22 protein-coding genes and 1 riboswitch are annotated in these 26,081 nt (G+C 62.7%); of the genes, 13 read left to right on the forward strand and 9 right to left on the reverse strand.

The window, feature by feature from the left end:
* Nucleotides 1–287 precede the first annotated feature (287 nt).
* The 4 genes from TMS3_RS05610 to TMS3_RS05625 all read right to left on the reverse strand — a co-directional run bounded on the left by TMS3_RS05610 (nt 288) and on the right by TMS3_RS05625 (nt 3,600).
* The gene (locus tag TMS3_RS05610; RefSeq protein WP_025164277.1) at nt 288–1,181 is read right to left on the reverse strand and encodes a hypothetical protein; all 894 of its coding nucleotides are present in this window, start codon (nt 1,179–1,181) and stop codon (nt 288–290) included.
* A 40-nt stretch (nt 1,182–1,221) separates the two neighbouring features.
* Nucleotides 1,222–2,031, reverse strand: coding sequence for an aldo/keto reductase (locus tag TMS3_RS05615; protein WP_025164278.1), 810 nt, complete (start codon nt 2,029–2,031; stop codon nt 1,222–1,224).
* Nucleotides 2,031–3,203: an NAD(P)/FAD-dependent oxidoreductase gene (locus TMS3_RS05620; RefSeq protein WP_025164279.1), complete on the reverse strand. Its 1,173-nt coding sequence runs from the start codon at nt 3,201–3,203 to the stop codon at nt 2,031–2,033. The genes TMS3_RS05615 and TMS3_RS05620 overlap by 1 nt, the downstream gene beginning before the upstream one ends.
* Nucleotides 3,204–3,267: 64 nt before the next feature.
* The gene (locus TMS3_RS05625) at nt 3,268–3,600 is read right to left on the reverse strand and encodes a DMT family transporter (protein WP_025164280.1); all 333 of its coding nucleotides are present in this window, start codon (nt 3,598–3,600) and stop codon (nt 3,268–3,270) included.
* Nucleotides 3,601–3,686: 86 nt separating this feature from the next.
* Here TMS3_RS05625 and TMS3_RS05630 point away from each other — a divergent pair, with 86 nt between their 5' ends.
* Nucleotides 3,687–4,571 carry a LysR family transcriptional regulator gene (locus TMS3_RS05630; protein ID WP_025164281.1) on the forward strand — a complete coding sequence of 295 codons (885 nt, stop codon included), beginning with the start codon at nt 3,687–3,689 and terminating at the stop codon, nt 4,569–4,571.
* Nucleotides 4,572–4,604: 33 nt separating this feature from the next.
* On the forward strand, nt 4,605–5,888 hold the full coding sequence (gene waaA, locus TMS3_RS05635; RefSeq protein WP_025164282.1) for a lipid IV(A) 3-deoxy-D-manno-octulosonic acid transferase: 1,284 nt from the start codon (nt 4,605–4,607) through the stop codon (nt 5,886–5,888).
* A gap of 142 nt (nt 5,889–6,030) precedes the next feature.
* Here the strand turns inward: waaA and TMS3_RS05640 are convergent, their stop codons facing one another.
* Nucleotides 6,031–7,479: a TolC family outer membrane protein gene (locus TMS3_RS05640; protein WP_025164283.1), complete on the reverse strand. Its 1,449-nt coding sequence runs from the start codon at nt 7,477–7,479 to the stop codon at nt 6,031–6,033.
* Between the two features lie 219 nt (nt 7,480–7,698).
* Nucleotides 7,699–7,804, forward strand: a riboswitch (TPP riboswitch).
* 103 nt (nt 7,805–7,907) lie between these two features.
* Here TMS3_RS05640 and thiC point away from each other — a divergent pair.
* From thiC to TMS3_RS05690, 10 genes are all read left to right on the forward strand, one after another.
* Nucleotides 7,908–9,797 carry a phosphomethylpyrimidine synthase ThiC gene (gene thiC, locus TMS3_RS05645; protein ID WP_025164284.1) on the forward strand — a complete coding sequence of 630 codons (1,890 nt, stop codon included), beginning with the start codon at nt 7,908–7,910 and terminating at the stop codon, nt 9,795–9,797.
* Between the two features lie 97 nt (nt 9,798–9,894).
* On the forward strand, nt 9,895–10,494 hold the full coding sequence (locus tag TMS3_RS05650; RefSeq protein ID WP_025164285.1) for an NUDIX domain-containing protein: 600 nt from the start codon (nt 9,895–9,897) through the stop codon (nt 10,492–10,494).
* Nucleotides 10,485–10,943, forward strand: a complete 459-nt coding sequence (locus tag TMS3_RS05655) for a DUF1249 domain-containing protein (protein ID WP_025164286.1) — start codon at nt 10,485–10,487, stop codon at nt 10,941–10,943. The genes TMS3_RS05650 and TMS3_RS05655 overlap by 10 nt, the downstream gene beginning before the upstream one ends.
* 145 nt (nt 10,944–11,088) lie before the next feature.
* On the forward strand, nt 11,089–11,904 hold the full coding sequence (gene cpdA, locus TMS3_RS05660) for a 3',5'-cyclic-AMP phosphodiesterase (RefSeq protein WP_025164287.1): 816 nt from the start codon (nt 11,089–11,091) through the stop codon (nt 11,902–11,904).
* An 80-nt stretch (nt 11,905–11,984) separates the two neighbouring features.
* Nucleotides 11,985–12,602 carry a YqiA/YcfP family alpha/beta fold hydrolase gene (locus tag TMS3_RS05665; RefSeq protein ID WP_025164288.1) on the forward strand — a complete coding sequence of 206 codons (618 nt, stop codon included), beginning with the start codon at nt 11,985–11,987 and terminating at the stop codon, nt 12,600–12,602.
* 17 nt (nt 12,603–12,619) lie between these two features.
* A complete protein-coding gene (parE, locus tag TMS3_RS05670; protein ID WP_025164289.1) occupies nt 12,620–14,518 on the forward strand; it encodes a DNA topoisomerase IV subunit B in 1,899 nt (632 codons plus the stop codon).
* Nucleotides 14,518–15,501, forward strand: coding sequence for an esterase-like activity of phytase family protein (locus tag TMS3_RS05675; RefSeq protein ID WP_025164290.1), 984 nt, complete (start codon nt 14,518–14,520; stop codon nt 15,499–15,501). Before parE ends, TMS3_RS05675 begins: the two co-directional genes overlap by 1 nt.
* Nucleotides 15,498–16,022, forward strand: a complete 525-nt coding sequence (locus tag TMS3_RS05680; protein ID WP_025164291.1) for a retropepsin-like aspartic protease family protein — start codon at nt 15,498–15,500, stop codon at nt 16,020–16,022. The genes TMS3_RS05675 and TMS3_RS05680 overlap by 4 nt, the downstream gene beginning before the upstream one ends.
* A 7-nt stretch (nt 16,023–16,029) precedes the next feature.
* Nucleotides 16,030–18,288: a DNA topoisomerase IV subunit A gene (parC, locus tag TMS3_RS05685; protein ID WP_025164292.1), complete on the forward strand. Its 2,259-nt coding sequence runs from the start codon at nt 16,030–16,032 to the stop codon at nt 18,286–18,288.
* 148 nt (nt 18,289–18,436) lie between these two features.
* Nucleotides 18,437–19,141 carry a PqiC family protein gene (locus TMS3_RS05690; RefSeq protein WP_025164293.1) on the forward strand — a complete coding sequence of 235 codons (705 nt, stop codon included), beginning with the start codon at nt 18,437–18,439 and terminating at the stop codon, nt 19,139–19,141.
* Between the two features lie 217 nt (nt 19,142–19,358).
* On the opposite strand, the gene TMS3_RS25415 is transcribed toward TMS3_RS05690, so the two are convergent.
* Both TMS3_RS25415 and TMS3_RS05695 read right to left on the reverse strand, forming a co-directional pair.
* On the reverse strand, nt 19,359–19,496 hold the full coding sequence (locus TMS3_RS25415) for a hypothetical protein (protein ID WP_200929597.1): 138 nt from the start codon (nt 19,494–19,496) through the stop codon (nt 19,359–19,361).
* 88 nt (nt 19,497–19,584) lie between these two features.
* Nucleotides 19,585–21,141 (reverse strand): AhpA/YtjB family protein, encoded by a 1,557-nt coding sequence (locus tag TMS3_RS05695; RefSeq protein WP_025164294.1) that lies wholly within the window; start codon nt 21,139–21,141, stop codon nt 19,585–19,587.
* Between the two features lie 252 nt (nt 21,142–21,393).
* Here TMS3_RS05695 and serB point away from each other — a divergent pair, with 252 nt between their 5' ends.
* On the forward strand, nt 21,394–22,608 hold the full coding sequence (gene serB / locus TMS3_RS05700; protein ID WP_025164295.1) for a phosphoserine phosphatase SerB: 1,215 nt from the start codon (nt 21,394–21,396) through the stop codon (nt 22,606–22,608).
* 113 nt (nt 22,609–22,721) lie between these two features.
* Here the strand turns inward: serB and TMS3_RS05705 are convergent, their stop codons facing one another.
* Nucleotides 22,722–23,795 (reverse strand): NAD(P)-dependent alcohol dehydrogenase, encoded by a 1,074-nt coding sequence (locus tag TMS3_RS05705; RefSeq protein WP_025164296.1) that lies wholly within the window; start codon nt 23,793–23,795, stop codon nt 22,722–22,724.
* Nucleotides 23,796–23,974: 179 nt separating this feature from the next.
* Nucleotides 23,975–26,044, reverse strand: a complete 2,070-nt coding sequence (locus TMS3_RS05710; RefSeq protein WP_025164297.1) for an EAL domain-containing response regulator — start codon at nt 26,042–26,044, stop codon at nt 23,975–23,977.
* Nucleotides 26,045–26,081 lie beyond the last annotated feature (37 nt).

Below are 26,081 nucleotides of genomic sequence, written 5' to 3' on the forward strand. Positions count from 1 at the left end.
CAGGCTCTGCGGGCCTGGCTCCAATCGTGACTCGCGGGTATTCGATCGCCTCGGGCTGGCTGGCAACGCTGGTCACCAATAGTTAGTCGCGTGCCCCGTGCTGGCTGTCTGTGCTCGGTCACTTGCTTAAGCGCTTCGACCTTGAATTTTTCGGGGAAACACTGGTTGCTCATGGCACGTCCGAGTGGGCCTCAGTTTAAGGCTTGGAGGTGTCTACGAAACCAGGGGCGATTCACTATGCATTTTCCCTGGGAAGGCCAGAACCTGGAGGGGGGGCAGGGCGACGCTCAGCGATCGCCGTTGGTTTTTTCGAGCCTTCGGCTTAGCCAGTCCTCCCAACGGATGCGTTCGTCGCGCACCAGCCAGCCGTCTTGCGCGGCGAAGCTTTCCGCCAGCCACAGGTCGCTGCAGTCAATCGCCTGCAGCTGGCCCTTGTTGAGAGTGAACAGCTCGGGCGTCGGTCGCCCCTGCTGCAGCGGCATCAGGTAGAGATCTGGGCGGGAGCGATCCAGGAGGGCGACCAGCTGATCGCCCTGCAAGTGTTCATCAACATGGAACAGACTGAGTTGTTTGGCCGCTTTCGGCAGAGTCAGGCGCAGATCGTAGACCAGCTGCAAGGAGGCGGTTGGCAGATGTACATAAGCGCGCGGACGTTCGAGTAGCGGTTGTTTGCCGCAATGTACCGGTCGTGCCGCGCCGGAGAGGGGGCTGAGGTGGAAGTGCTGGTTTTTCCGATAGTGCAGGGTCTTTTGGTAAGGAGCAGGCAGCCAGGTGTCGCCAAAACGCCCGGTCAGCCAGCCTTCTGGAGTCTCCAGCAGGCACTCTTCGGCGACTTCTTGAACGGCGGTGAGCAGCGGCAGGTTCAGTTCGTGCGTAGGGACGTAGCCGGAGATCAGTTTGAGCACTATATCGCCACGGTCCAGGCGCCGTTGGCGCACCAGTACCCAGTAGTCGCGTTCTTGCCAGTTGAGGGTAAGGCGCACTGAAACGCCTAGGTTGGCCAGTTCCAGAGCGAAATGCAGGGGGTCGCTCACCTCGACCGCTTTACGTCGTTCGAGCATCTGGCTGAAGTTCAGCGGCTGGCCGAGGCTCTGATAGCTGAGGGCATTCGGGCCGGCTTCAACGAACAACCGCTGGGTCTTGAAGGTGGTGGGGTTTTCGCGACTTAGACTGAGCGGCATTTCGGCTCCTGCTGGCGTAGGGGCGTGCACTACTGCGACCTCAGGCGATGTCCTGAATCACCGCCGCCGCGGTCGCGACATTCTCGGCCAGGTGGTGCGGACTGATGGTGCCGATGATCGCGCTACTGACTGCCGGGTGGGCGAAGATCAACTCGAAGCTGGCACGTACCGGGTCTTCGTGCGGTTGCAGGCAGGCATGCCCGCTGGCCAGGGCCTTCTTGATCAGAATGCCTTTGCCGTGCTGCTCAGCGTAGTCCATGACCGGCAGTTCGCCCTGCTCACTGAGGTTGTAGGTGACCATCGCGCAGTCACCCTGTTCCAAGGCCAGCAGGCCGCCTGCTACCGTCTTGCCGGAGAAACCGAAGCCGCGGATTTTACCTTCGCGCTTGAGCTCTGCGAGGGTTTCATAGACGCCACTGTCGCGCAGGATGGCGACATCATTACCGTCCGAGTGCACCAGTACCAGGTCGATATAGTCGGTTTCCAGGCGTTGCAGGCTGCGGTCCACCGAGAAGCGCGTATGCGCTGCGGAGAAATCGAAGCGCGACTGGTTGTTGTCGAACTCTTCCCCCACCTTGCTGACGATCACCCACTGCTGGCGTTGGCCGCGCAGCAGGGGGCCGAGGCGGGTTTCGCTGCTGCCGTAGGCCGGGGCGGTGTCGATCAGGTTGATGCCCAGATCGTGCGCCTGGCCGAGCAGCTGGCGAACCGTAGCGTCATCGGGGATGGTGAAGCCTTTGGGGTATTTCACTCCCTGGTCGCGACCCAGTTTGACCGTGCCAAGACCCAGCGGGGATACCAGTAAGTCGGTCGAGCCCAGTGGGCGATGGAGGTTGTGCAGGCTGTGCATCAGAGGAGCTCCTCCCAGATTGGTTGGGCGACTGTAGGGCGAGGCAGCTGCGGTAGCGCAGCGTGAGCTGCGGGCTGGATGCCGTCGCGGTCGAGCGCCGCCAGTACGCGATCGGCAAAGTCCGGCGCCAGGGCCAGTTTAGTCGGCCAGCCGACCAGCAGTTTGCCCTGGTCGGCAAGAAAGGCATTGTCTGGGCGAGTCAGGCCCGATTGTGCCGGCTCGGCGCGATCCACCCGCAGAGTCGCCCAGCGCGCGCTGGACAGGTCGACCCAGGGCAGCAGGTCGCCGACTTCCTTCTGCGCGGCCCTGATCTGTGCGGCCGGGTCACGGGCCACGCCATCGGCTTCGGCCAGATCACCCCCCAGGTACCAGACCCATTGACCATCGGCGGCCGGGTGGCTGGTCACCGTCACGCGCGGCTTCGGACCGCCGCCCAGGCAGTGCGCGTACAGCGGTTTCAGGGTCGGTCCCTTGACCAATACCATATGCAGCGGGCGCAGTTGCTGGGCGGGTTGACTGAGGCCGAGTGTGCCGAGCAACTCGGCGTTGCCGCTGCCCGCGCTGAGGACGATGCGCTGGGCGCGAATCTCGCGGCCGTCGACGCGCAGCCCCTGCAAGTCACCCTGCTCGCGCAGCGGCTCGATGCATTCGGCTGCCAGCAGGCTGTCACCTGCCAGCGTGGCCAGGCGAGTGATCAGGCTCGGTACGTCGAGCACCAACTCAGCCAGGCGGTAGACCTTGCCCTTGAATTTCGCGTGTTGCAGCGCCGGTGGTAACTGCTCGCCCTTGACCTGATCGACCCGGCCGCGCACCGCCTTGCTGGCGAAGAAGCTGGTCAGGTTGCCGGCCAGGGTGCCCGGCGACCACAGGTAGTGCGCCTCGGAGAGCACGCGTACCGCAGCGAGGTCCAGTTCGCCGCTGCCGGCCAGCGCCTCGCGCCAGCGTCGCGGCATGTCGGCGATGGCTTCCGAGGCGCCTGTCAGGGCGCCATGCAGGGCGTATTTGGCGCCGCCATGGATAATTCCCTGGGATTTGACGCTCTGTCCACCGCCCAATGAGGCACTTTCCACCAACAGGGTGGAGAAACCCTGGCGGCGCAGGCGGGCATTCAGCCAGAGGCCGGCGATGCCGCCGCCGACGATCAGAACGTCAGTAGTCAGAGCTTGGGACATGCGCGCGCCTCGTCGGGGAAACAGAGGCGCAGTATAACCCGCGAGGGCCTGGCGGCTCGTGCGATCAGTGGCCGGTGGTGTGCGAGAACAGCTGGATCACCACCACGCCACTGACAATCAGGCCCATGCCGAGTATCGCCGGGATATCCAGGCGCTGCTGATAGAGCACGGTCGCGGCGATGCTCACCAGGACGATCCCCAGACCGGCCCACACCGCGTAGGCGATGCCGACTGGAATGGATTTGACCACCAGACTGAGCATCCAGAATGAAATCACATAACCGACAACCACCAGCACCAGGGGTAATGGTTTGTTGAGGCCGTCGAGTGCCTTCATCGACGTGGTGGCGATGACTTCGGCAATGATCGCGATGCTGAGATAGACGTAGCCGGTCATGATGAGACTCCTGTGTGTGCTGTTGGCTATTCTAGTCATTTGGTTGATGGGATAAAGTGATTACCTATCTGTATTGGAGATAGCTTGTGCAGTGGAGCCTGGAGCAGGTCCGGTTGTTCGTCAGCGTTGCCGAACTACAGTCTTTTTCTGCGGCCGCCCGTCAATTGCACCGCGCGCAGTCGGCCGTCAGCACGGCCATTGCCCTGCTCGAGACCGACCTGGGCGTAGTGCTGTTCGAGCGCAGCAGCGGCCGTCAGCCGCGTCTGACCGAGGCCGGCACGCTGCTGCTGGAGGAAGCGCGCGAGGTGCTGCGTCAGTGTGAGCGCCTGGAGGGGCGGGCGCTTGGTCTGATGCGCGGGGAAGAAACGCGATTGCGCTTGGCGCAGGATGAGGCGATGCCGTACCAGCCTGTATTGGACAGCCTCGAGGCGCTGGCCCAGGCCTTCCCGCTGCTGGAGGTACAGTTGACCAGCGGTGCCCAGGGCGAGGTCGCGCGCAAGCTACTCGAGCGCCGGGCCGATCTCGGGTTGTTGTTTCACCATGAGCAGATGCCCGATGCGCTGGAGCGTCAGCGCCTCGGCAGCATCGAGATGGTCACAGTGTGCGGTGTCGGCCACCCTCTGGCGGGTCGGCCCTACGCTGATCGGCGTGAATTGGCACGGCACCGTCAGTTGTTGATGGTGCTGCAGGACAGCCATTACCCCGGTGGCGAACAGCTCAGCCCGTCGGTATGGCGCGCCGATAGTTTCTACGCCATGGCCGAGCTGCTCATGCGTAACCTCGGGTGGGCCTGGTTGCCGCGACATGTCGTGCAGTACCCGGTTTACCAGAACCAGCTGGTCGAGCTGCGCAGTGACTGGACACCGCCGCCCCTGGTGGTGGAACTGGTCTGTCGACGTGACGAGGCTCTGGGGCCTGCGGCGCTTTGGCTGGCCGATTGTTTTGCCGAGCACCTGCAGGCCATCGGCTGATTGACGGCAGTCACTCTGCTAAGCTGCGCGCCCATGAATCGTACCCTTTATAACCTGTTGCTACACCTCGCCATGCCCCTGATCGCCCTGCGCCTGGCCTATCGCGCCTGGCGTGCGCCGGCCTATGCGCGGCGCATCGGCGAACGCTTTGCGCTGGGTCTGCCAGCGCTAAAGCCCGGTGGTATCTGGGTGCATGCGGTCTCGCTGGGCGAAAGCATCGCCGCGGCGCCGCTGGTTCGCGAACTGCTGACGCGTTACCCGCAGTTGCCGATCACCCTTACCTGCATGACGCCGACAGGCTCCGAGCGTATTCAGGCGCTGTTCGGCGGGGCTGAGTATCAGGGGCGGGTGCAGCACTGTTACCTGCCTTATGATCTGCCCTGGGCTGCTGCGCGTTTTCTCCGTCGTGCGCAGCCGCGGCTCGCGGTGATCATGGAAACCGAGCTGTGGCCGAATCATATCCATCAGTGTACCCGCCGTGACATCCCCGTGGTGCTGGCCAACGCTCGCCTGTCCGAACGCTCGGCGCGCGGTTATGCGCGCTTCGCCAAGCTGACTGCGCCGATGCTCGCCGAACTGAGCCTGATCGCCGTGCAGACCAGTGCCGAGGCCGAGCGTTTTCGTGATCTGGGTGCGCGCGCCGCGTGTGTCGAGGTGACCGGCTCGATCAAGTTCGACCTGAGCATCGACCCCGAGCTGCCGCGCCGTGCGCTAGAGTTGCGCCAGCAGTGGCAGGCCAGCCAGCGACCGGTATGGATAGCCGCGAGTACTCATGTTGGCGAAGACGAGGCGGTGTTGATCGCTCACCGTGAATTGCTTAAGCATTGGCCTGATGCGCTGCTGATTCTGGTGCCACGCCATCCCGAGCGCTTCGGTTCGGTATTCGAGCTGTGTCAACGCGAGGGCTTCGACACTCGCCGGCGCTCCAGTGGTGAGGCAGTGCAAGCCAGCGATCAGGTGCTGCTGGGCGACACCATGGGTGAGCTGCTGTTCCTCTATGCCTTGGCGGATGTGGCGTTTGTCGGCGGCAGCCTGGTGGCCAATGGTGGGCATAACCTGCTGGAACCCGCGGCGCTGGGTAAGCCGGTGCTCAGCGGACCGCACCTGTTCAACTTCCTCGAGATCGCCGCACAGCTGCGTGAGGCGAGCGCCTTGCTCGAAGTGGCGGATGCCGCTGCGCTGGCGCAGCGGGTGGCCGAGCTCTGGCGTGAGCCGGCGCGCGCTGTGCGGATGCATGAGGCGGGGTTGGCGGTTATGCGGGCCAATCAGGGCGCGCTGGAGCGCTTGCTGGGCGGTCTGGGACGTTTGCTCGGTTAGCCGTCGCCCGGATGTACTCCGGGGCCGATCTCGCAGTTTACATCCGGGCTATGTGGCGGCGAACTCAGCCAGTACGGCGAAATCCACGCGGAAATGAAAAAGCCCGGCACAGTGTCCGGGCTTTCTTGTCTCAGCCAACGGCTCAGTAATCCTGGTTGCCGCGCAGTTGCGCTTCGGCGGCCTTGGCCAGGTCCGGTGGCAGGAAGTCCTTGTCCGGGTTGTAGTCCGGCTTGAGGTAACTGCCGAGGGCTTCCAGGTCGGCCGGGCTGAGGGTGCCGGCGGCCTGCTTGAGGCGCAGGTTGTTGAGGATGTAGTCGTAGCGTGCGTCGTTGTAGGTGCGTACCGAGTTGTACAGTTGGCGCTGTGAGTCGAGCACGTCGACGATGTTACGAGTGCCGACCTGATAGCCAATCTCGGTGGCCTCCAGAGCGCTCTGGTTGGAGATGATCGACTGCTTGCGCGCCTGCACGGTTTCCACGTCGGTGTTCACCGCGCGGTGCAGGTTGCGGGTGTTCTGTACCACCTGGCGGCGCAGGCTTTCGCGCAGCTGTTCGCTCTGGGTCAGGCGCTGGTAGGACTCGCGTACCTGCGAGCTGGTCAGGCCGCCGCTGTACAGTGGGATGTTCAGTTGCAGGCCGATTGAACGTTGTTCGACATCACCATTGAAGCGAGGTTGGCCGGCAAAACTGGTACTGGAGTTGCTGAAGCCGAGGCTGTCGTTATCGCCTTTCTGGTAGCTGGCCACCGCGTCCAGGGTCGGCGCATGGCCGGACTTGCGCTGGCGCAGGGTTTCTTCGGCGGCATCCACCGCGTAGTTGCTGGCCTGCAGGTTGAGATTCTGCGCCGCGGCGGTATCGACCCAGGCTTTGGCATCGTTGGGCGTTGGCGCGAGGATCGGCAGGCTGTGCAGGATGCCCTCGAGGGCGCCATGCTCACGGTTGGTCAGCGTTATCAGCGCTTGGAACGCGTCGTCCACCTGGCGCTGGGCGATGATCCGGTTGGCGCGTGCAGTGTCGAAGCCGGCCTGGGCTTCGAGCACGTCGGTCTTGTCCGACAGGCCGACGTCGAAGCGCTCGTTGGCCTGGTCGAGTTGACGCTTGAACGCAGCTTCTTCGGCCTTGGTCGACGCCAGGGTGTCTTGGGCGCGCAGCACTGCAAAGTAGGTTTCCGCACTCTGCAGAATCAGGTTCTGTTCGGTGGCAGACAGCTCCAGTGCGGCTTGCTCGCTGGTAGCTTCGGCGGCCTGCAACTGAAACCAGCGGTCGGCGCGGAACAACGGCTGACTCAGGTTGGCCTGATACACGGTGCCGCTGCGGGAGCTGGTGATGGCTGGCGAGTCGATCGCGGTGCGGGTGTCGGTCATCGTGGCGCCGGCCGAGAGGTTCGGCAGCAACCCGGAACGGGCCTGTGGCACCACTTCACGGCGGGCCTGGTAATCGGCGCGCGCGGCCGCCAGGTCGGCATTGTTGTCGGCGGCTTCCTGGTAAACGGTAATAAGGTCCGTTTTGGTGGACAGCGGGGCTTGTTCTGCCCAGGCCAGTCCGGCGGAAGCGGAGGCCACGGCAAGAGCCAGAGAGAGTCTGCGCAACATTAGGGCGATCCTAGATTCGGCGGTAATCGGCAAGGCTAAGGGGCCCTGCCAAGGGGGTCAAGGCACGCTGATAGCGCCGTGAGTGTAGTTTGCAACAAGCTATGTTGCTTGCGCGCAACAATCTTCGTGCTAGTGGTTTAGTCGTCACTATCCGACGCATGGGTCAGGCTTTTTTGACTCAGCGGTTGGTTTTATTGCGATGTCTTGATTAGACTGCCTGGGTTCTTGTCGGGGTGCCCGTATTTTGGGCTGAGATTGGCAGTTGCCGGATCCCGTTGAACCTGATCAGGTTAAGGCCTGCGTAGGGAACAAGATGTCCTCGCTTTCCCCACGGCGAGTCTTCTCAGCACCAGTTCTGGTGCGCCCGCGCCCGCAAACGGCTCTGTTCACGTTCACTCCGACATTTCATCCCAGGAGAGAACCAGCCGATGAGCACACAAGAAAAAAAGAACCTGAGTGAATCCGCCCAGGTCGACCAGCAATCCGTGCAGCCCTTCACCCGTTCGCAGAAGGTCTATGTGCAGGGTTCGCGCCCGGATATTCGCGTGCCGATGCGCGAGATCAGCCTGGATGTCACCCCGACTGACTTCGGTGGCGAGATCAACGCGCCGGTAGTGGTTTACGACACCTCCGGCCCCTACACCGATCCGAATGTGACCATCGACGTGCGCAAGGGCCTGGCCGACGTGCGCTCGGCCTGGATCGCCGACCGCGACGACACCGAGCTGCTCGACGGCCTGAGCTCCAACTTCGGTCTGGAGCGCCTGAGCAACCCCGAGCTGACCGCCATGCGCTTCGCCCACGTGCGCAACCCGCGTAAGGCCAAGGCCGGCAAGAACGTCAGCCAGATGCACTACGCGCGCCAGGGCATCATCACCCCGGAGATGGAATACGTCGCCATCCGCGAGAACATGAAGCTGCAGGAAGCCCGCGCCGCCGGTCTGCTCGATCAGCAGCACGCCGGCCATAGCTTCGGCGCGAGCATTCCCAAGGAGATCACCCCGGAGTTCGTCCGCGAGGAAATCGCCCGCGGTCGCGCCATCATCCCGGCCAACATCAATCACACCGAGCTGGAGCCGATGATCATCGGCCGTAACTTCCTGGTGAAGATCAACGGCAACATCGGCAACTCGGCGCTGGGCTCTTCCATCGAAGAAGAAGTGGCCAAGCTGACCTGGGGCATCCGCTGGGGCTCCGATACCGTGATGGACCTGTCCACCGGCAAGCACATCCACGAGACCCGCGAGTGGATCATCCGTAACTCGCCGGTACCGATCGGCACCGTGCCGATCTACCAGGCCCTGGAAAAGGTCAACGGCGCCGCCGAAGACCTGACCTGGGAGCTGTTTCGCGACACCCTGATCGAGCAGGCCGAGCAAGGCGTGGACTACTTCACCATCCACGCCGGCGTGCTGTTGCGTTACGTGCCGATGACCGCCAAGCGCGTCACCGGCATCGTCAGCCGTGGCGGTTCGATCATGGCCAAGTGGTGCCTGGCGCATCACCAGGAGAACTTCCTCTACACCCACTTCGAGGAAATCTGCCAGATCATGAAGGCCTACGACGTCAGCTTCTCGCTGGGCGACGGCCTGCGTCCCGGCTCGATTGCCGACGCCAACGACGAAGCGCAGTTCGGCGAACTGGAAACCCTCGGCGAGCTGACCAAGATCGCCTGGAAACACGACGTTCAGGTGATGATCGAAGGCCCCGGCCACGTGCCGATGCAGCTGATCAAGGAGAACATGGACAAGCAGCTGGAGTGCTGCGACGAGGCGCCGTTCTACACCCTCGGCCCGCTGACCACTGACATCGCGCCGGGCTACGACCACATCACCAGCGGCATCGGTGCGGCGATGATCGGTTGGTTCGGTTGCGCCATGCTCTGCTACGTTACTCCCAAGGAACATCTGGGTCTGCCGAACAAGGATGACGTGAAAACCGGGATCATCACCTACAAGATTGCCGCTCATGCGGCAGACCTTGCCAAAGGTCATCCGGGAGCGCAGATTCGCGATAATGCATTGAGCAAGGCGCGTTTCGAGTTCCGCTGGGAAGACCAGTTCAACCTCGGCCTGGACCCGGATACCGCACGGGCCTACCACGACGAGACGCTGCCGAAGGACTCGGCCAAGGTGGCGCATTTCTGCTCCATGTGCGGGCCGAAGTTCTGCTCGATGAAGATCACCCAGGAAGTGCGGGTCTATGCTGAAGAGCAACGCATCGCCGCGCTGGAGCTGGATCAGGAAGTGGAGCAGGGCATGCAGGCCAAGGCCGAAGAGTTCAAGGCGCAGGGCGCGCAGCTCTATCACAAGGTGTGATGGAGTCTCGACGCAGACGGTTGGGCGTTAACGCCCAACCGAATGCAGCGTGAACAGGACGGGCCTTCGGGCCCGTTCGTGTTAATAGGGGGTAGTTATGCAACAGGATGACGTTGAAATAATCGAGCGGGAAACCTGTTTTAGCGGCTTTTACCAGCTCGATCGCCTGCAGTTGCGGCATCGCCAGTTCGCCGGGGGGATGGGCCCGCAACTCAGCCGCGAGCTGTTCGTGCGCCACGATGCTGTGTGCGTGCTGCCTTACGATCCGCAGCATGATGTGGTGGTGTTGATCGAGCAGTTTAGGATTGGCGCCTTGGAGAAGAGTACCAACCCGTGGTTGCTGGAGTTGGTTGCCGGGCTGATCGACAAGGACGAGCAGCCTGAGGAAGTGGCGCGCCGGGAGGCGGTCGAGGAAGCGAATCTGACCTTGAGCTCATTGTGGCCGATTACCCAGTACTACCCTTCGCCTGGCGGCTCGGATGAGCGCGTACATCTGTTCGTCGGTCGTTGCGACAGCCAAGGCGCAGGTGGGGTACATGGCCTGGCAGAAGAGGGTGAGGATATTCGGGTGCATGTCTGGCCATTGGAGGATGCGCTGGACGCAGTGAAAGACGGGCGTATCGACAATGCGGCGAGCATCATCGCCTTGCAATGGCTGGCACTGAATCGCGCCGAAGTCCGGGGGTTATGGTCGTGAACCTGTTACGCGAGCGCTACCGGGTCGATCTGGTCGAGCTGCAAGCGGTGTGCGAGGCCAATTATGCGCGGCTGATGCGTTTGTTGCCGGCCATGCGTGACGAGCCCAGCGCGCGGCGGGTGGCGTTGAGCCAGGGCGAACATCTGCTCGGTGTGCTGGCGCTGGAGGTGCTGGAAACCTGCCCCTACACATCGACCCTGCAGGTACGTCAGGAGCACAGCCTGCCGTGGCTGCCGGTGCCGCAACTGGAAGTGCGGGTCTATCACGATGCGCGCATGGCGGAGGTGGTCAGCGCGCAAAGTGCCCGACGCTTCCGCAGTATCTATCCCTACCCAAATGCGGCGATGCACCAACCGGATGAAAAGGCCCAGCTCAATCTGTTCCTTGGCGAGTGGTTGAGCCACTGCCTGGCCTGCGGTCATGAGCTGGAGCCGGTGCTGCTGGGCTAGTGACGTGCTGTTGAGTGAGATGGCGAATAAGTCAGTCCCATCCTGAGTCTTGTGGGCGCTTTTCTGTGACCTATGCCCGTTTATCGGGTTTACCGTTGGCTGGCCTAGCCGCCATAATCCAGGCATTCCGCTCAAGGAGAAGGCCTTGCCGCGCGTGCCCACTTCCGCTGAAGACTCCTCGGTACTGCTGGTGCAGTTGTCCGATAGCCATTTATTCGCCGAAGCGAACGATAAGCTGTTGGGCATGGATACTCAGGACAGCCTGCAGCGAGTGATCGAGCAGGTGCTGCAGGAGCAGCCACAGATTGACCTGATGCTGGCCAGCGGCGACTTGTCGCAAGATGGCAGTCAGGCCTCTTATGCGCGTTTTCGCCAGATGACGGCGGCCATCCCGGCGCCAGCGCGCTGGTTTCCCGGTAACCATGACGAAGTTCCGGCCATGCAGGCCGCCTGTGTCGGCAGTGACTTGCTGGAATCGGTGATCGATCTGGGCAACTGGCGAATCATCCTTCTCGACTCCTCCATTCCCGGCGCGGTGCCGGGTTATCTCGGCGAGCGGCAACTGGCCTTGCTGGAGCGCGCGCTGGGTGAAGCCCCTGAGCGTCACCATCTGATCTGTCTGCATCACCACCCTGTGCCCATTGGTTGTCGCTGGTTGGACACGATCGGTGTGCGCAATCCGGGTGCATTGTTCGCGGTGGTGGAGCGCTTTGCTCAGGTGCGTGGGTTACTTTGGGGGCATATTCACCAGGAGTTCGATCAGCAGCGCAATGGCGTACGGCTGCTCGCGTCGCCTTCCACTTGCGTGCAATTCAAACCAGGTAGTGAGGAGTTTCAGGTAGACAGCACGGCCCCCGGCTACCGCTGGCTGCGTCTGCATGCTGATGGACGCCTGGAGACGGGCGTATCGCGCGTCAGCGGTATTCCGTTTGAGGTGGATTACAGCGTCAAGGGCTATTGAAAGGGCGCTGAGGCTGGAGACAATCAGGCGAAAGCTGCTACCGTTCCGCTTCCCGATGCCGCGTGTCAGCCCTGTCAATCATGCCCCTAGCCAACCCCAGTATTCTCTATATTCACGGCCTCAATAGCTCGCCTGCGTCGCTGAAAGCCAGCCAGTTGCTGTGCGCCATGACGCGCCTGGGTCTGGCTGCGAACCTGCGTGTACCGGCCTTGCATCACCATCCGCGTCAGGCTATTGCTCAGCTCGACGCGCTGATCGGCGAGCTCGGTCGGCCCGTGCTGGTAGGCAGCTCCCTGGGCGGCTACTATGCGACCCACTTGGCCGAGCGGCATGCGCTGCGGGCGCTGTTGATCAACCCTGCGGTACGTCCGCATCAGTTGTTCGAGGGCCACCTGGGCCCGCAGCAGAATTTCTACAGCGATGAGACCTGGGAGTTGACCGCCGACCACGTGACGGCCCTGGCTGAGCTGGAAGTGCCGCCGCCGCAAGATCCCGCGCGTTACCAGGTGTGGTTGCAGACCGCCGACGAAACCCTCGACTATCGCCATGCCCAGGCCTATTACCGCGCCTGCGCGCTGCGCATACAGGCCGGGGGCGATCACGGTTTTCAGGGTTTCGCCGAACATTTGCCGATGCTCTTTGCTTTTGCCGGTATCGACGCCCAGCTTTGGCGCGATATCGACTTTTCCGACCTTTAATGACGACCAGAGACCCCATGGCCCAGCAGAACACCTACAACGCAGACGCCATCGAAGTCCTTTCCGGCCTGGACCCGGTGCGCAAGCGCCCGGGCATGTATACCGACACCAGCCGGCCCAACCACCTGGCCCAGGAAGTGATCGACAACAGTGTCGACGAAGCCCTGGCCGGCCACGCCAAGTCGATCCAGGTGATCCTGCACGAGGACAACTCCCTGGAGGTGATCGACGACGGCCGTGGCATGCCGGTGGATATCCACCCCGAAGAGGGTGTGCCGGGGGTGGAGCTGATCTTCACCAAGCTGCACGCCGGCGGTAAGTTCTCCAACAAGAACTACCAGTTTTCCGGTGGCTTGCACGGCGTCGGCATCTCCGTGGTCAACGCCCTGTCGACCCATGTTTCGGTGCGGGTCAAGCGCGACGGCAACGAATACCAGATGACCTTTGCCGACGGCTTCAAGGCCAGCGACCTGGCCGTGATCGGCACGGTCGGCAAGCGCAATACCGGCACCAGCGTGCATTTCTCGGCGGACAGCAAGTATTTCGACTCGCCGAAATTCTCGATCAGCCGCTTGAAGCACGTGCTCAAGGCCAAGGCGGTGCTCTGTCCCGGGCTGAGCGTCAGCTTCGAAGACAAGGCCAGTGGCGAGCGCGTCGAGTGGCTCTATGAAGATGGTTTGCGCTCCTACCTGGAGGATGCAGTCAGCGCCTACCCACGGCTGCCCGAGGCGCCGTTCTGCGGCAGCCTGGCGGGTAATAAAGAAGCGGTGGATTGGGCGCTGCTGTGGTTGCCGGAAGGCGGCGACAGCGTGCAGGAAAGCTACGTCAACCTGATCCCCACGGCTCAGGGCGGCACCCACGTGAATGGCCTGCGCCAGGGTCTGCTGGACGCCATGCGCGAGTTCTGCGAGTTCCGCAGCCTGTTGCCGCGCGGGGTCAAGCTGGCGCCGGAAGACGTCTGGGAGCGGATTGCCTTCGTCCTGTCGACCAAGATGCAGGACGCGCAATTCTCTGGACAGACCAAGGAGCGCCTGTCTTCCCGTGAGGCTGCGGCCTTCGTCTCGGGTGTGGTGAAAGACGCGTTCAGCCTGTGGCTCAATGCCCATCCCGAACTTGGTCAGCAACTCGCCGAACTGGCGATCAGCAACGCCAATCGCCGTCTCAAGGCGAGCAAGAAGGTCGAGCGCAAGCGCATCACCCAGGGGCCGGCGCTGCCCGGCAAGTTGGCCGATTGCGCCGGTCAGGACCCGATGCGTTCCGAGCTGTTTCTGGTAGAGGGCGACTCCGCTGGCGGTTCGGCCAAGCAAGCGCGTGACAAGGAGTTCCAGGCGATCATGCCGCTGCGTGGCAAGATCCTCAATACCTGGGAGGTCGATGGCGGAGAAGTCCTGGCCTCGCAGGAGGTCCATGACATCGCTGTGGCCATCGGCATCGACCCGGGCTCTAGCGATCTGTCGCAGTTGCGCTACGGCAAGATCTGTATCCTCGCCGACGCCGACTCCGATGGGCTGCATATCGCCACTCTGCTGTGCGCCTTGTTCGTCCGGCATTTCCGCCCCCTGGTGGATGCCGGACATATCTACGTGGCCATGCCGCCGCTGTATCGCATCGATCTGGGCAAGGAAATCTTCTATGCCCTGGATGACGCCGAGCGCGACGGCATCCTCGACCGTCTGGTCGCCGAGAAGCGCCGCGGCAAGCCGCAGGTCACCCGCTTCAAGGGCCTTGGCGAGATGAATCCACCGCAGTTGCGCGAAACCACCATGGACCCGAATACCCGTCGGTTGGTCCAGCTGACCTTGGAGGACTACCCAGGTACTCAGGAAATCATGGACATGCTATTGGCGAAGAAACGCGCCGGCGACCGCAAGTCCTGGCTGGAGTCGAAGGGTAATCTGGCCGAGGTGCTGCTCTGATGCGGCGTCTGTGCGTTGCGCTGCTGTTGATCGCGGCTCCGCTGCTGGTCGCTGCTCAACCGTTAGATGAGTTGAAACTGCTCAGCGAGCATCCGGTCGAGGGCATCGCCGGGGGTAATCTATCGGGCTTGGCCTGGTGCAGCGAGGCGCTGTGGGCGGTGTCGGATCGCGATGATGACCGTTTGTATCGTCTGGATACCAGTCAGACGGTGTGGCATGCCGAAGCCGAACCTTTCGTCGCTCCAGCGCCACCGGTAATGCCACTGCCCTGGGGCTTGCGCATGAGCACCTGGGTGGCCGGGCAGGTGCGCGGCGGCGACTTGGATTTAGAGGGACTGAGCTGCGACGCCAAGGGCAACCGCTACCTGGTCAGCGAGGCACATGCCGCGGTGCTGCAGCTTCCACCGGCCGCGGCGCCGCAGTGGTTGAACTTGCCGGGCGGACTGGTTCGTCAGGCCCGCGCCAGTGGCATGCTGCTGCATGTCAACGCGTTGTTCGAGGGCGTCGCGGTCGATCCAGCCGGAGAGCGCCTGTGGCTGGCTGCCGAGCGCGAGAATCGTGGTTTGTTGGTGTTGCACAAGCAACCTTCGAGCTGGCGCTGCACCGGGGGCTGCGTGTTGCTGAGCGAAGGTGGGCAGGAGTCGGCGCCGGCGCAATTGGGCGGCGAGCCGCAGGCTCGGGATTTTTCTGACCTGGTTTTCTCTCAGGGCAAACTCTTCACTCTGGAACGCCTGGGGCACCGCATCTGCCGTCGTCAGTCGGACAGTGGCGAGGTTGAGCGCTGCTGGTCGTTCGCCGCGGAGGCGTTGACCGAGGCGCGTCGCTACGACAGTCCGTTCGGCGTTGCCGAAGCCCTGGTGATCGATAAGGACGGCGCCTGGGTCGGCCTCGATAATGGTCGGCGTGCGCGCGGCGATGGCGAGCAGCGGCCGCTGGTCTGGCGTTTCGCCGCGCCCAAGGGTGGCTGGGGTAATACCCGGTGAGTGCGCAAACCCCTGGGCGGCGCGCCGGGCGGGTGATGCTGGTGCTGGCCTGGGGCGCCGGTCTGTTGCTGGCTACGCGGTTTTTCGGCGACTGGCAGGAAAGCCAGCGCAACCCTAATCGTGCGCCCGAGTCGGTACACGGTAGCGACTTCGTCGAGGTGCGCCTGGCCAGTAGCCGCCAGGGACATTATCGTGCCGACGGTCAGATCAACGGCGAGCCGGTGACCTTCCTGCTCGACACCGGCGCCACCCAGGTCGCGGTGCCGATCGAGCTGGCCCGGCGACTCGGCTTGCAGCCCGGCGCGCCAATCATCATCAGCACCGCCAACGGTCGCGCCACGGCCCATCGCACCGAGCTCAACCGCTTGCAGTTGGGCGATATCGTTCTCAAGGACGTGGCTGCCCTGATCGCCCCAGGCATGGGCGGCGATGAGGTGCTGCTGGGCATGAGCGCCCTGAAACAACTCGAATTTACCCAGCGCGACGGCAGCTTGATGTTGCGCCAATCCACTTTGCAATGAGGCCCGCATGAGCGAATCCCTCGATTTGAGCCTGGAGGGCGTTGAGCGCCGCTCCCTTGCCGACTTTACCGAGCAGGCTTATCTCAACTACTCCATGTACGTGATCATGGATCGCGCCCTGCCGCATATCGGCGATGGTCTCAAACCGGTACAGCGGCGCATCGTCTATGCCATGAGCGAACTGGGGCTGGACGCCGACTCCAAGCACAAGAAGTCGGCGCGCACCGTCGGCGACGTGCTCGGCAAGTTCCACCCGCACGGCGACTCGGCCTGCTATGAAGCCATGGTGTTGATGGCGCAGCCGTTCAGCTACCGCTACACCCTGGTCGACGGGCAGGGTAACTGGGGGGCGCCGGATGACCCGAAGTCCTTCGCCGCCATGCGCTACACCGAGGCGCGTCTGTCGCGCTACTCCGAGGTGTTGCTGACCGAACTGGGTCAGGGCACCGCCGATTGGGTGCCGAACTTCGATGGCACCCTCAACGAGCCGGCCGTGCTACCGGCGCGCCTGCCCAATCTGTTGTTGAACGGTACCACCGGCATCGCCGTGGGTATGGCTACCGACGTGCCGCCGCACAACCTGCGTGAAGTCGCCAGTGCCTGTGTGCGCCTGCTGGATGAGCCGAACGCTACGGTCGAGCAGCTTTGCGAGCATGTGCTCGGTCCCGACTATCCGACCGAAGCGGAGATCATCACCCCGCGTGCCGACCTGCTGAAAATCTATCAGACCGGCCGTGGCTCGGTGCGCATGCGCGCGGTCTATCGCATCGAAGACGGTGACATCGTGGTCACCGCGCTGCCGCACCAGGTCTCCGGGGCCAAGGTGCTGGAGCAGATCGCCGGGCAGATGCAGGCGAAGAAGCTACCGATGGTCGCCGACCTGCGCGACGAGTCGGACCACGAACACCCGTGCCGCATCGTCATCATCCCGCGCTCCAATCGGGTCGACGCGGCAGAGCTGATGCAGCACCTGTTCGCCACCACCGAGCTGGAGAGCTCGTACCGGGTGAACGTCAATATCATCGGTCTGGATGGCAAGCCGCAGGTGAAAGACCTGCGTACCCTGCTGGCCGAGTGGCTGACCTTCCGTATCGGTACCGTACGCCGACGTCTGCAGTTCCGCCTGGACAAGGTCGAGCGACGCCTGCATCTGTTGGAAGGCTTGCTGATCGCCTTCCTCAATCTGGATGAAGTGATCCATATCATCCGCACCGAGGAGCAGCCGAAAGCCGTGCTGATGGCGCGTTTCGGTCTCACTGACGACCAGGCCGACTACATACTCGATACCCGCTTGCGCCAGCTGGCGCGCCTGGAGGAAATGAAGATCCGCGGCGAGCAGGATGAGCTGGCCAAGGAGCAGGCACGACTGCAGGCACTGCTTGGCAGTGAGAGTAAGCTGCGCAAGCTGGTGCGTAGCGAAATTCTCGCCGATGCCGAGACCTACGGCGATGCCCGGCGCTCGCCGATAGTCGCGCGTGTCGAGGCGCGGGCACTCTCGGAAACCGAGTTACTGCCGACCGAGCCGGTTACTGTGGTGATTTCCGAGAAGGGCTGGGCGCGCTGCGCCAAGGGCCATGACATCGATGCCACGGGGCTGTCCTATAAAGCCGGTGACGGCTTCAAGGCTGCCGCTCCGGGGCGCTCCAACCAGTACGCGGTATTCATCGACTCGAGCGGGCGCAGTTACTCCCTGGCGGCTCACTCGCTACCTTCTGCGCGCGGGCAGGGCGAGCCGCTCAGCGGTCGCCTGACCCCGCCACCAGGTGCGACTTTCGAGTGCGTATTACTGCCGGATGATCAGGCATTGTTTGTTATCGCCTCCGACGCGGGCTATGGCTTCGTGGTCAAGGGCGAGGATTTGCAAGCCAAGAACAAGGCCGGCAAAGCGCTGCTGAGCCTGCCGGCGGGGGCCAAGGTGGTGCCGCCGAAGCCCTTGAACAATCGTGCCGAGGACTGGCTGGCGGCGGTAACCACCGAGGGGCGTCTGTTGCTGTTCAAAGTGGCCGATCTGCCGCAACTGAGCAAAGGCAAGGGCAACAAGATCATCGGCATTCCCGGTGAGCGGGTCGCCAATCGTGAGGAATACCTCAGCGACTTGGCGGTGTTGCCGGTCGGCGCGACCCTGGTGCTGCAAGCAGGTAAGCGCACGTTGTCGCTCAAGGCCGATGACCTGGAGCATTACAAAGGCGAGCGCGGTCGGCGTGGTAACAAGCTGCCGCGCGGCTTCCAGCGGGTCGACGGTCTGCTGGTCGAGCCGCTGGCATGAGGCTTGGCGCGTGCGTTGGTGCCTACAAGGCTGGAGTCCTAAGGCGGTTTGGCGGATGATAGTCGGCCGCGGGATGCGCCAGTGCGGCTGAGTGCGTCTGCTAACCCAGGTTTTACTGCCGGCAGTTAATGTCGGCTGGATGAGAGTAATGATTGCAGTGCGTCTTCCCTTGATTTTGTTGGCCGGCTTACTTGGTCTGGTCGGTTGTGCGCAGTACCAACCGGTACCGCTGTATCAGCTGGACAGTGGCAATTCAGAGGTGCCAGCTGATAAAGACGGGGTGGCGGTACTGCTGGGGCCGGTGACGGTGGCCGATTATCTGCAGCGTGAAGCCCTGCTGCAGCGTCAGGAAGATGGCCGTCTGACGACCACTACCGAGGCGCGCTGGGCTGGCAGTCTGGCCGCGGATATCGATCAGCAATTACTGCGCCAGCTGGCTTCGCGGCTGAACAGTCAACGCCTGCTGCTGGCTCCCGCCAGCCCAGGCTTCGTTCCGCAGATACAGGTTCAGCTGTCTATCACTCGTTTGGATTCTGGGCCACAGTTACCCGCAGTGCTCGAGGCGCAATGGCGTCTGCTGGGTAAAGGGGGGCAATTGCTCGACGGCCGGCTGGTGCGCAAGGAGGAGGCGCACCAGGGCACTATCACCGATCAAGTGCGAGCGCAGAGCCTGGTGATGCAGCAGCTGGTCGAGGAATTGGCGCTGGCGGTGGAAGAGTTCGGTAATGCCACCCCGGCGGTTGCAGCGGAACCGCGCAAGAAAGCGCCTGCTGCGCCGGTGCGGAAACCAGAAGCGCCGAAGATTCCGGTGGCGGAGCCGATCAGAATAGATGCCGAGGTTTTTCGCTTCTGATCGAGGCGTTCCGGCCTCGGTAGGGGCTAGCGCTGCTTACGACTGGCGTGAGCGCCGCGGCTGTTACCGCTTGTTGTTGGGAAGCCCGCCTGGTGCGGGCTTTTTCATGGGCGTCGAACTAAGGCGCAACGCAGGCGCTAAAAAGCCATCGATAAAGGGTTGAGGCTTCAATAGGGCGCCAGGGCATGAAGAAACGCTGAGGGCTCCACGGCCACAATCAGGCGACACCCAGGCCGCCATTGGTCAGGGCGTCCAGCAGGCTGTGGAAAGGGGGGGGCAGGTTGATCCGCGGGGCGGAAGTGAGCGGGCTGCAGCCGGGCGGGAGGCCGCTCGGCGCCGCGAGTAGTCCGCTCATGTCGACGAGCAGTCGCGAGTGACTGAAGCCTCGGCTGCCGAGCGCTAGCCCTAGGGCAGGCGCGGCAGTGGGTGGTTGATCAGTGTGGTCAAGACCGTGCGCGGTTATCGTGCATGCGCGCCAGTTGGCGCTCCAGCAGCGAGGGGTAGGGCTCTAGAAGACGTTCCACGCAGCTGGCGCCTTCCGGACTGGCAATGGCACGAATCCGGCTGCGCTGACGGACCAGAGGGTCCTCGCCGACGCCTCGGTCGAGCAGCAGCAGGTTACGGCTGTGCTGTGACAAGGCTAGGGCGCTCTGGGCGGTGTCGCTGAGCAGCAGGTCGCCCTGGCTCAGGTCGAGCAGTGCTTCGCCCTGAGTCAGGCCCAGTTGCAGCTGGAGAGTGATGCCGCTGTCGGCGACCTCGATTTGCAGGGCGTGGCCGAGTGCGCGCATCAGCTCGCCGCAGCAAATGGCGTGAGTCAGGTAATCCGCGCCGCTGTCCTGGCTATGGAACAGCATCAGGCTGCTGCCGTCACTCAGGGTGTGCAGTTCGCCTTGATACAGTGCTGCGGCCTGGTTCAGGCAGTCGCGGTAGCGCTGCAGCAAGTCCAGCAGGCGTGCCCGCGGCAGGCGGCGTAATTGCTCCTGAGCGCCGAGCTGGATGGCCAGTACGGCGCTGAACTGGGGGGCGATAGGGGCGTGCGGGGTGTCAGGCAGCGCCGTTGCATCATCGCGCAAGTCGGCGAATGGATCGTCGTCCTGCTCTTCGCTCATATGTGCTAGAGGTCGACGGGCCGGGCTGTCCTGCTCGGATTCATCGCTCAGGTCGTCGAGGTGTTCGTCGTGCAGGCCGCGGACCCTGAAGTCGGGCTCATCATCGTCCTGGCCTTGCAGATAGTCAGGTTCATCGTCGCCATAGTCCTCTTCGTCGTGGAAGTCTTCAGGCTCAGGTTCGATCTCGGGCTCGGGCTTTTCCGGCACCAGACGCGCTTGCAGTTGGCGCGCCAGGTCACCGATCTCGTCATGGCGTCCGGCGCCTGGGGCAGGGTCGTCCGGGTCGCGCAGCCATATGCGCAGCTGCATCAGCGGGGTGGAAATGTGTCGACCCAGGCGTAGGCTCAGGCTCAGTGTCAGTGCCAGCAAAATCAGGCTGAGAATACCCATGCTCTGCAGGCTGATGGTCATCGGCTGCTGAAACTGGCGCATGTCCAGGCTGATCCGCAACTGACCGGCGATGACCTCTTGAAAGGTGATCGGGATCGAGTACAACCCTTCGGTCTCTCCGAGCATGCTCTGGCTTGGGCGCGAGCCAGCTTCTGCGAGGATGCGGTTGTCCACGCTGTAAATCGCCGCATGGGCCACCAGCGGATTTTTCACCAGATTATTCAACAGCACATTCAGGCTGAGGATGTCGTTGGACACCAGCAGCTCGGTGGTCGAGGCGGCGGTCTGGGTTATCAGGCTGGTGCCGAGGGCTTCGGCTTGTTGCTGCATGGCTTGCTTGAACTGCATGCCAATCACCCAGGCGTAGATCACCAAAGCCATGGCAACCAGCAACAGACTATGGCTGGCGATGCGCAAAGCCAGTGGTACGCGGCGCTGGCGCAGGGCCTGAAACAGCAGGAGGAAGAAGTTGTCGGGCTTTACGGGGGTGGGCCGGTTCACAGAGCGCGGCTCATGTCGAGGAGTTGCCGCGCAGTATAGCGATCACCCTGCACAGGGCAAAGCGCTGTGCGTGCTCGTATAGCGGCGGAAATGGGTAGAATGTGCATCTTTTTACGGGTTCTGCTGAGTTCACTCGGCGGCGGAAAACAACTGAGGGTTCTGCACGGGCTGCGGCGTTGCAATTCGCTGCGCGACGGGTGGTCAATCCGCTGATTGATCACTAGCCAGAAACCGACTCCTGGAGGCTACGCATTGCGCGAAATTGTCCTGATCAACATCACCGGTGAAGACCGCCCGGGTCTGACTGCCGCCATCACGGGGGTGCTGGCCCAAGGTGGGGTGAATATCCTCGACATTGGCCAGGCCGTGATTCATGACACTCTGTCGTTCGGCATTCTGGTCGAGATTCCGGATACCGAGCGGGCTTCTTCGGTGCTCAAGGAGGTGCTGTTTACAGCCTACAAGCTGGACCAGCAGGTGCGCTTCACCCCGGTTGCCGAAGCGGATTACCAGCAATGGGTCAGTGCTCAGGGCAAGGCTCGGCATATCGTCACCCTGTTGACGCGTAAGGTAACCGCCGAGCAGTTGCAGCGAGTCAGCGCGATTACCGCCAAATATGCATTGAATATCGATCATATCGACCGTCTGTCCGGGCGTATGCCGCTGGATATGCCGGCGGAGCAGGGCAAGGGTTGTATCGAGTTTTCCGTGCGCGGGGAGCCCGCCGATCCGGCGGCGTTGCGCGCCGAATTCCTCAGCGTGGCCCAGGAGTTGAGCGTCGATATTGCCTTTCAGCGCGACTCGTTGTTTCGGCGTAATCGCCGCCTGGCGGTGTTCGACATGGACTCGACTCTGATCGAGGCCGAAGTGATCGATGAGTTGGCCAAGGCCGCTGGAGTGGGTGAGCAGGTTGCGGCCATCACCGAGCGGGCCATGCGTGGCGAATTGGACTTTGCGGCCAGCTTCAAAGAGCGTCTGGCCCTGCTCAAGGGGTTACCAGAAACGGTGCTGGCCGAGATCGGTGCGTCACTGAGGCTGACCGAAGGAGCGCAAACCCTGTTCAGCGAACTGCGACGCCTGGGCTATAAGACGGCGATCCTGTCGGGTGGCTTCACTTATTTTGCCAAGCAGTTGCAAGCCAGCCTGGGTATCGACTACGTATTTGCCAATGAACTGCAAATCGTCGACGGGCTGGTTACCGGTGTGGCAGTCGAGCCGATCGTCGACGCGCAGCGTAAGGCCGACCTGCTGTGCGAGTTGGCAGAAAAAGAAGGGCTGCGTCTGGAGCAGACCATTGCCGTCGGTGATGGCGCCAATGACCTGCCGATGCTGGCGATTGCAGGGTTGGGGGTGGCGTTCCGGGCCAAGCCCCTGGTCAAGCAGTCGGCGAAGCAGGCCATCTCGACCCTGGGCCTGGATGGCATCCTCTATCTGCTCGGTTTTCGTGATCGCGACGGCATGGAGTAACGAAGCATCGCACCAGTCGGTGTGACAGCTTGAGGTGTGCCCATGCAGCTTGCTCGGCTGGTAGTTAAGCCGGGCAGCGACATCCATTCGTTTCGCGCGCTATGCGCTACCCGCTAGGGCTTGATGGCCACCTTCAGCACACCGTCGCGCTGATTGGCGAATAGCTCATAAGCCGCACCAATATCCTCCAGTGGGTAGTGATGGGTGACCAGCGATCTCAGGTCGACACGCTGTGACTCGACCATATTCATCAGTCGGCGCATGCGTTCCTTGCCGCCGGGGCACAGCGAGGTCACGATTCTTTTGTCGCCCAGGCCGGCGTTGAAGGCGTCCAGAGGGATGCGCAGATCGGTAGAGTAGACGCCCAGGCTGGAAAGGGTGCCGCCCGGTTTGAGTACCCGCAGTGCGCTTTCGAAGGTGGTTTGCAGGCCGAGCGCCTCGATCGAGGCGTCCACGCCGCGGCCGCCGGTCAGGCGCATGACTTCATCCACCACGTCTACCTGTTCGAAGTTGAGGGCGACGTCGGCGCCCAACTGGCGGGCGATCTCAAGGCGCGCATCGACGCGGTCCACCACGATGATGCTGCTGGCGCCACGCAACTTGGCGCCTGCGGTGGCGCAGAGGCCGATCGGGCCTTGGGCGAAGACCACCACGATATCGCCGATCTTGATGTTGGCGGCCTCGGCACCGGCGAAGCCGGTGGACATGATGTCCGGACACATCAACACCTGTTCGTCGCTGAGTCCGTCCGGTACTGGTGCCAGATTAGCCTGAGCATCGGGCACCAGTACGTACTCCGCCTGAGTGCCGTCGATGCTGTTACCGAAGCGCCAGCCACCCATGGCTTTGTAGCCATGGCAGGAGCAGCCGCCATCCTGCGCCGCATGACCGTCCTGGCTGGCATAGGAGCTGAAGTTCGGGCAGATGGCGCCGGCGATCACTCGTTGCCCTTCGCGATAGCCTTGCACGTTACGCCCGATTTTCTCGATGATGCCCACCGGCTCGTGGCCGATGGTCAGGCCTGTGGCTACCGGATATTCACCTTTGAGAATGTGCACGTCGGTGCCGCAGATGGTGGTGGTCGTGATGCGTAGCAATGCGTCGTTCGGGCCGATCTCCGGGATGGGTTTGTCCTGTAATTCGATGCGACCGGGTTCGACGAATACAGCAGCTTTCATCATGCTCATGAGGAGTCTCCTGCTAGCTAGAGCGTCGAAATACTCTAACTCTGGCGTTCGTCAGGAGGATGACCTGGATCAAGGAAGGGTGGCGCTGGCTGGACGGTGCGATAAGAGGTAAGTGCGGCTGAGTGCACGGCATCCACGGTCAGCACCAGCCCGTTGACTGGCGCGAGGATGCAGGCCGGCTATTCGTCGCCGGTAGAGAAGTCGTAGTCCATCGACTGGCTGGGACCTTGCAGGTAGTGGCCCTGGATGTAATTGACCCCGGCTTGCCAGAGTGTAGCCAGCACGCTGGCGCTCTCGACAAAGGGCACGATAGTCAGTTTGGCCTGGGCGTGCAGGCTGGAGAGCAGGGTCTTCAAGGCTTCCTGGCTATCCGGCTGGGACAGGTCCTGGGAGAACGACGGGTCAATTTTGACGAAGTCGATCTCCAGGTGTTTCAAGGTGTTGAACGGATTAAGCGCGCAGCCGAACTGGGTGAGCGCCACCTTGCAGTGCAGCTCGTTCAAGCCTTGGGTCAGTGCCTTGGCCTGCTTCAGGTAGGTCAGGGCATCCTGCTCGCTGAACTGGAAGCCCAGTGAGTCGGAAGGTAGGCGTGCGGCCTTCAAGGCTACGCTGAGCCAGGGCAGCAGGGTTTGGTCCTGAAGGCTGACGCTGGAAAGGTGGACGAACAGCCGGGTGTTGTGGCCCTTGCTGCGATGATCGGCCAGCAGCTTGATCGAGTTGAGAATTACCCAGCGGTCGATCTTCTCGCCCAGCCCGGCTTCTTTGGCGGCGTGGAGGAACTCGTCTGGCGGCACCTCCTGGCCTTGCGGGTTGAGCAGGCGTAGCAGCACTTCGTAATGCTCATAGCTGTCGCCGCGCAAGCTGATGATCGGCTGGAATAGCAGGCGGAAGCTGTTGTGCTCGAGCGCCTGCTGCACCATGGCGACTATATTGCCGCGATTGGCGGCGGCAGCCAGTTCTTCGGCCGGATTGAACAGCTTCAGGGCATTACCCTCGCTGAGTTCGTCGGCGCTGCGCTGGGCGCGGTTGACCACTTCCTGGGCTTTCGCGGTCTTTTCGTTGAGGCCGGCGACGCCGATCGACAAGGTGGTCTGTGCCGTGCGGCCATTGATGTCGAACAGATGGCTGTCGACCTTCTTCAGCAGAGCGGCCAGGCTTGCCTCGGATTGTTCAGGCGTTTGCCCGGGCTGCAGCACGCAGAAGACATCGTCGCCGAAGCGGGCCAGTTGTGCATCGGCGGGGAAATGCGCGCGCAGCAGATTGGCCAGGTCGGTCAGCAGCAGGTCGATACCGGCCAGGCCAAACTCGGCGAGCAGGCGAGCGTAGTGGTCGACGCGGATGTAGGCCAGGCTGGCGGGCTGACCGGCGGTTACCGCGCGTTCTGCGGCGGTATCCAGCAGTTCGAGGAAGTAGTTGCGGTTGTACAGGCCGGTGACCAGGTCCTGGCTGCTGATTTCGCGCAGTTTCTCCTCCAGTTCGGCGTTATCGCTTTCTGCGCGGATCACCACCTGGATGCAGGGTTCGCCGTCGTAGGCGGCTGGCGAAAAGGTCATGCGTGCCTGGAATGTCTGGCCGCTGGCTTGGACACCAGTGCAGGCCAGCTCTGCGTTGCCCTCGGCGCTCTGATAGTTCTTCAGGAAACTCTTGAAATTGGCTTGGTCGGCGCTGGCGATCAGATCGATCATCGGCATGCCTTCGAGCTCGTCGGCGTCTTGGTAGTCGAACAGTTCGAGGTAGGCGCGGTTGGCGTAGATGTGCATGCCGTCATGCACGTAGGTGATGGCATCGACCGAGCTGTCGAGCAATAGCTGGCAGCGCTTCTCCGCTTCGCGCAGAGCCACTTCGGCAGCACGGCGGGCGCGGCGCTCTTCCAGATTGGCCAGCTCGCGCTTGGCGACCAATATCAGGCGCTCATCCTCGCCTTGCGGCAGAGCGTCCTGAGCACCCAGCATCAGGGCTTCGGTGATGCTGTTGGAGTCGTTGTCGGCGAGTAGCTGGATGACCGGGATGTCTTTGGCCTGGCGGCGAATGGCGCTGATCGCTTCGCTGGGGGCGAGCTGCTCGCTGCTGGGCGAGGCGATTAGCAGATCCCAGCTTTTCTGCAGCGCTTCAGCCAGGTCATCGCTCGACGTCAGTCGGTGTACGCGGGTCGCCTGGCCGGCGTTGCGAAACAGGCTAACGAGGCGCTCGGCCTCGTTCTGCGAGTCCTCGAGGATCAGTAGCCGAATGGTTTTTTTTTCGATGGCCATGATGGGAAGTTAGATCTGCGCCAAACGGGCGCTAAAA

The sequence above is a fragment of the Pseudomonas taeanensis MS-3 genome (assembly GCF_000498575.2).
GTDB lineage: Bacteria > Pseudomonadota > Gammaproteobacteria > Pseudomonadales > Pseudomonadaceae > Aquipseudomonas > Aquipseudomonas taeanensis.

Excerpts from the sequence above, each read along its gene's own strand:
- TMS3_RS05610 (WP_025164277.1), bottom strand. The coding sequence starts at position 1,181 with ATGCCGCTCAGTCTAAGTCGCGAAAACCCCACCACCTTCAAGACCCAG.
- TMS3_RS05615 (WP_025164278.1), bottom strand. The coding sequence starts at position 2,031 with ATGCACAGCCTGCACAACCTCCATCGCCCACTGGGCTCGACCGACTTA.
- TMS3_RS05690 (WP_025164293.1), top strand. The coding sequence starts at position 18,437 with ATGATTGCAGTGCGTCTTCCCTTGATTTTGTTGGCCGGCTTACTTGGT.
- parC (WP_025164292.1), top strand. The coding sequence starts at position 16,030 with ATGAGCGAATCCCTCGATTTGAGCCTGGAGGGCGTTGAGCGCCGCTCC.
- TMS3_RS05625 (WP_025164280.1), bottom strand. The coding sequence starts at position 3,600 with ATGACCGGCTACGTCTATCTCAGCATCGCGATCATTGCCGAAGTCATC.
- TMS3_RS25415 (WP_200929597.1), bottom strand. The coding sequence starts at position 19,496 with ATGAGCGGACTACTCGCGGCGCCGAGCGGCCTCCCGCCCGGCTGCAGC.
- TMS3_RS05640 (WP_025164283.1), bottom strand. The coding sequence starts at position 7,479 with ATGTTGCGCAGACTCTCTCTGGCTCTTGCCGTGGCCTCCGCTTCCGCC.
- TMS3_RS05650 (WP_025164285.1), top strand. The coding sequence starts at position 9,895 with ATGCAACAGGATGACGTTGAAATAATCGAGCGGGAAACCTGTTTTAGC.
- TMS3_RS05665 (WP_025164288.1), top strand. The coding sequence starts at position 11,985 with ATGCCCCTAGCCAACCCCAGTATTCTCTATATTCACGGCCTCAATAGC.
- TMS3_RS05675 (WP_025164290.1), top strand. The coding sequence starts at position 14,518 with ATGCGGCGTCTGTGCGTTGCGCTGCTGTTGATCGCGGCTCCGCTGCTG.
- TMS3_RS05710 (WP_025164297.1), bottom strand. The coding sequence starts at position 26,044 with ATGGCCATCGAAAAAAAAACCATTCGGCTACTGATCCTCGAGGACTCG.
- parE (WP_025164289.1), top strand. The coding sequence starts at position 12,620 with ATGGCCCAGCAGAACACCTACAACGCAGACGCCATCGAAGTCCTTTCC.
- thiC (WP_025164284.1), top strand. The coding sequence starts at position 7,908 with ATGAGCACACAAGAAAAAAAGAACCTGAGTGAATCCGCCCAGGTCGAC.
- waaA (WP_025164282.1), top strand. The coding sequence starts at position 4,605 with ATGAATCGTACCCTTTATAACCTGTTGCTACACCTCGCCATGCCCCTG.
- TMS3_RS05620 (WP_025164279.1), bottom strand. The coding sequence starts at position 3,203 with ATGTCCCAAGCTCTGACTACTGACGTTCTGATCGTCGGCGGCGGCATC.
- TMS3_RS05655 (WP_025164286.1), top strand. The coding sequence starts at position 10,485 with ATGGTCGTGAACCTGTTACGCGAGCGCTACCGGGTCGATCTGGTCGAG.
- TMS3_RS05705 (WP_025164296.1), bottom strand. The coding sequence starts at position 23,795 with ATGAGCATGATGAAAGCTGCTGTATTCGTCGAACCCGGTCGCATCGAA.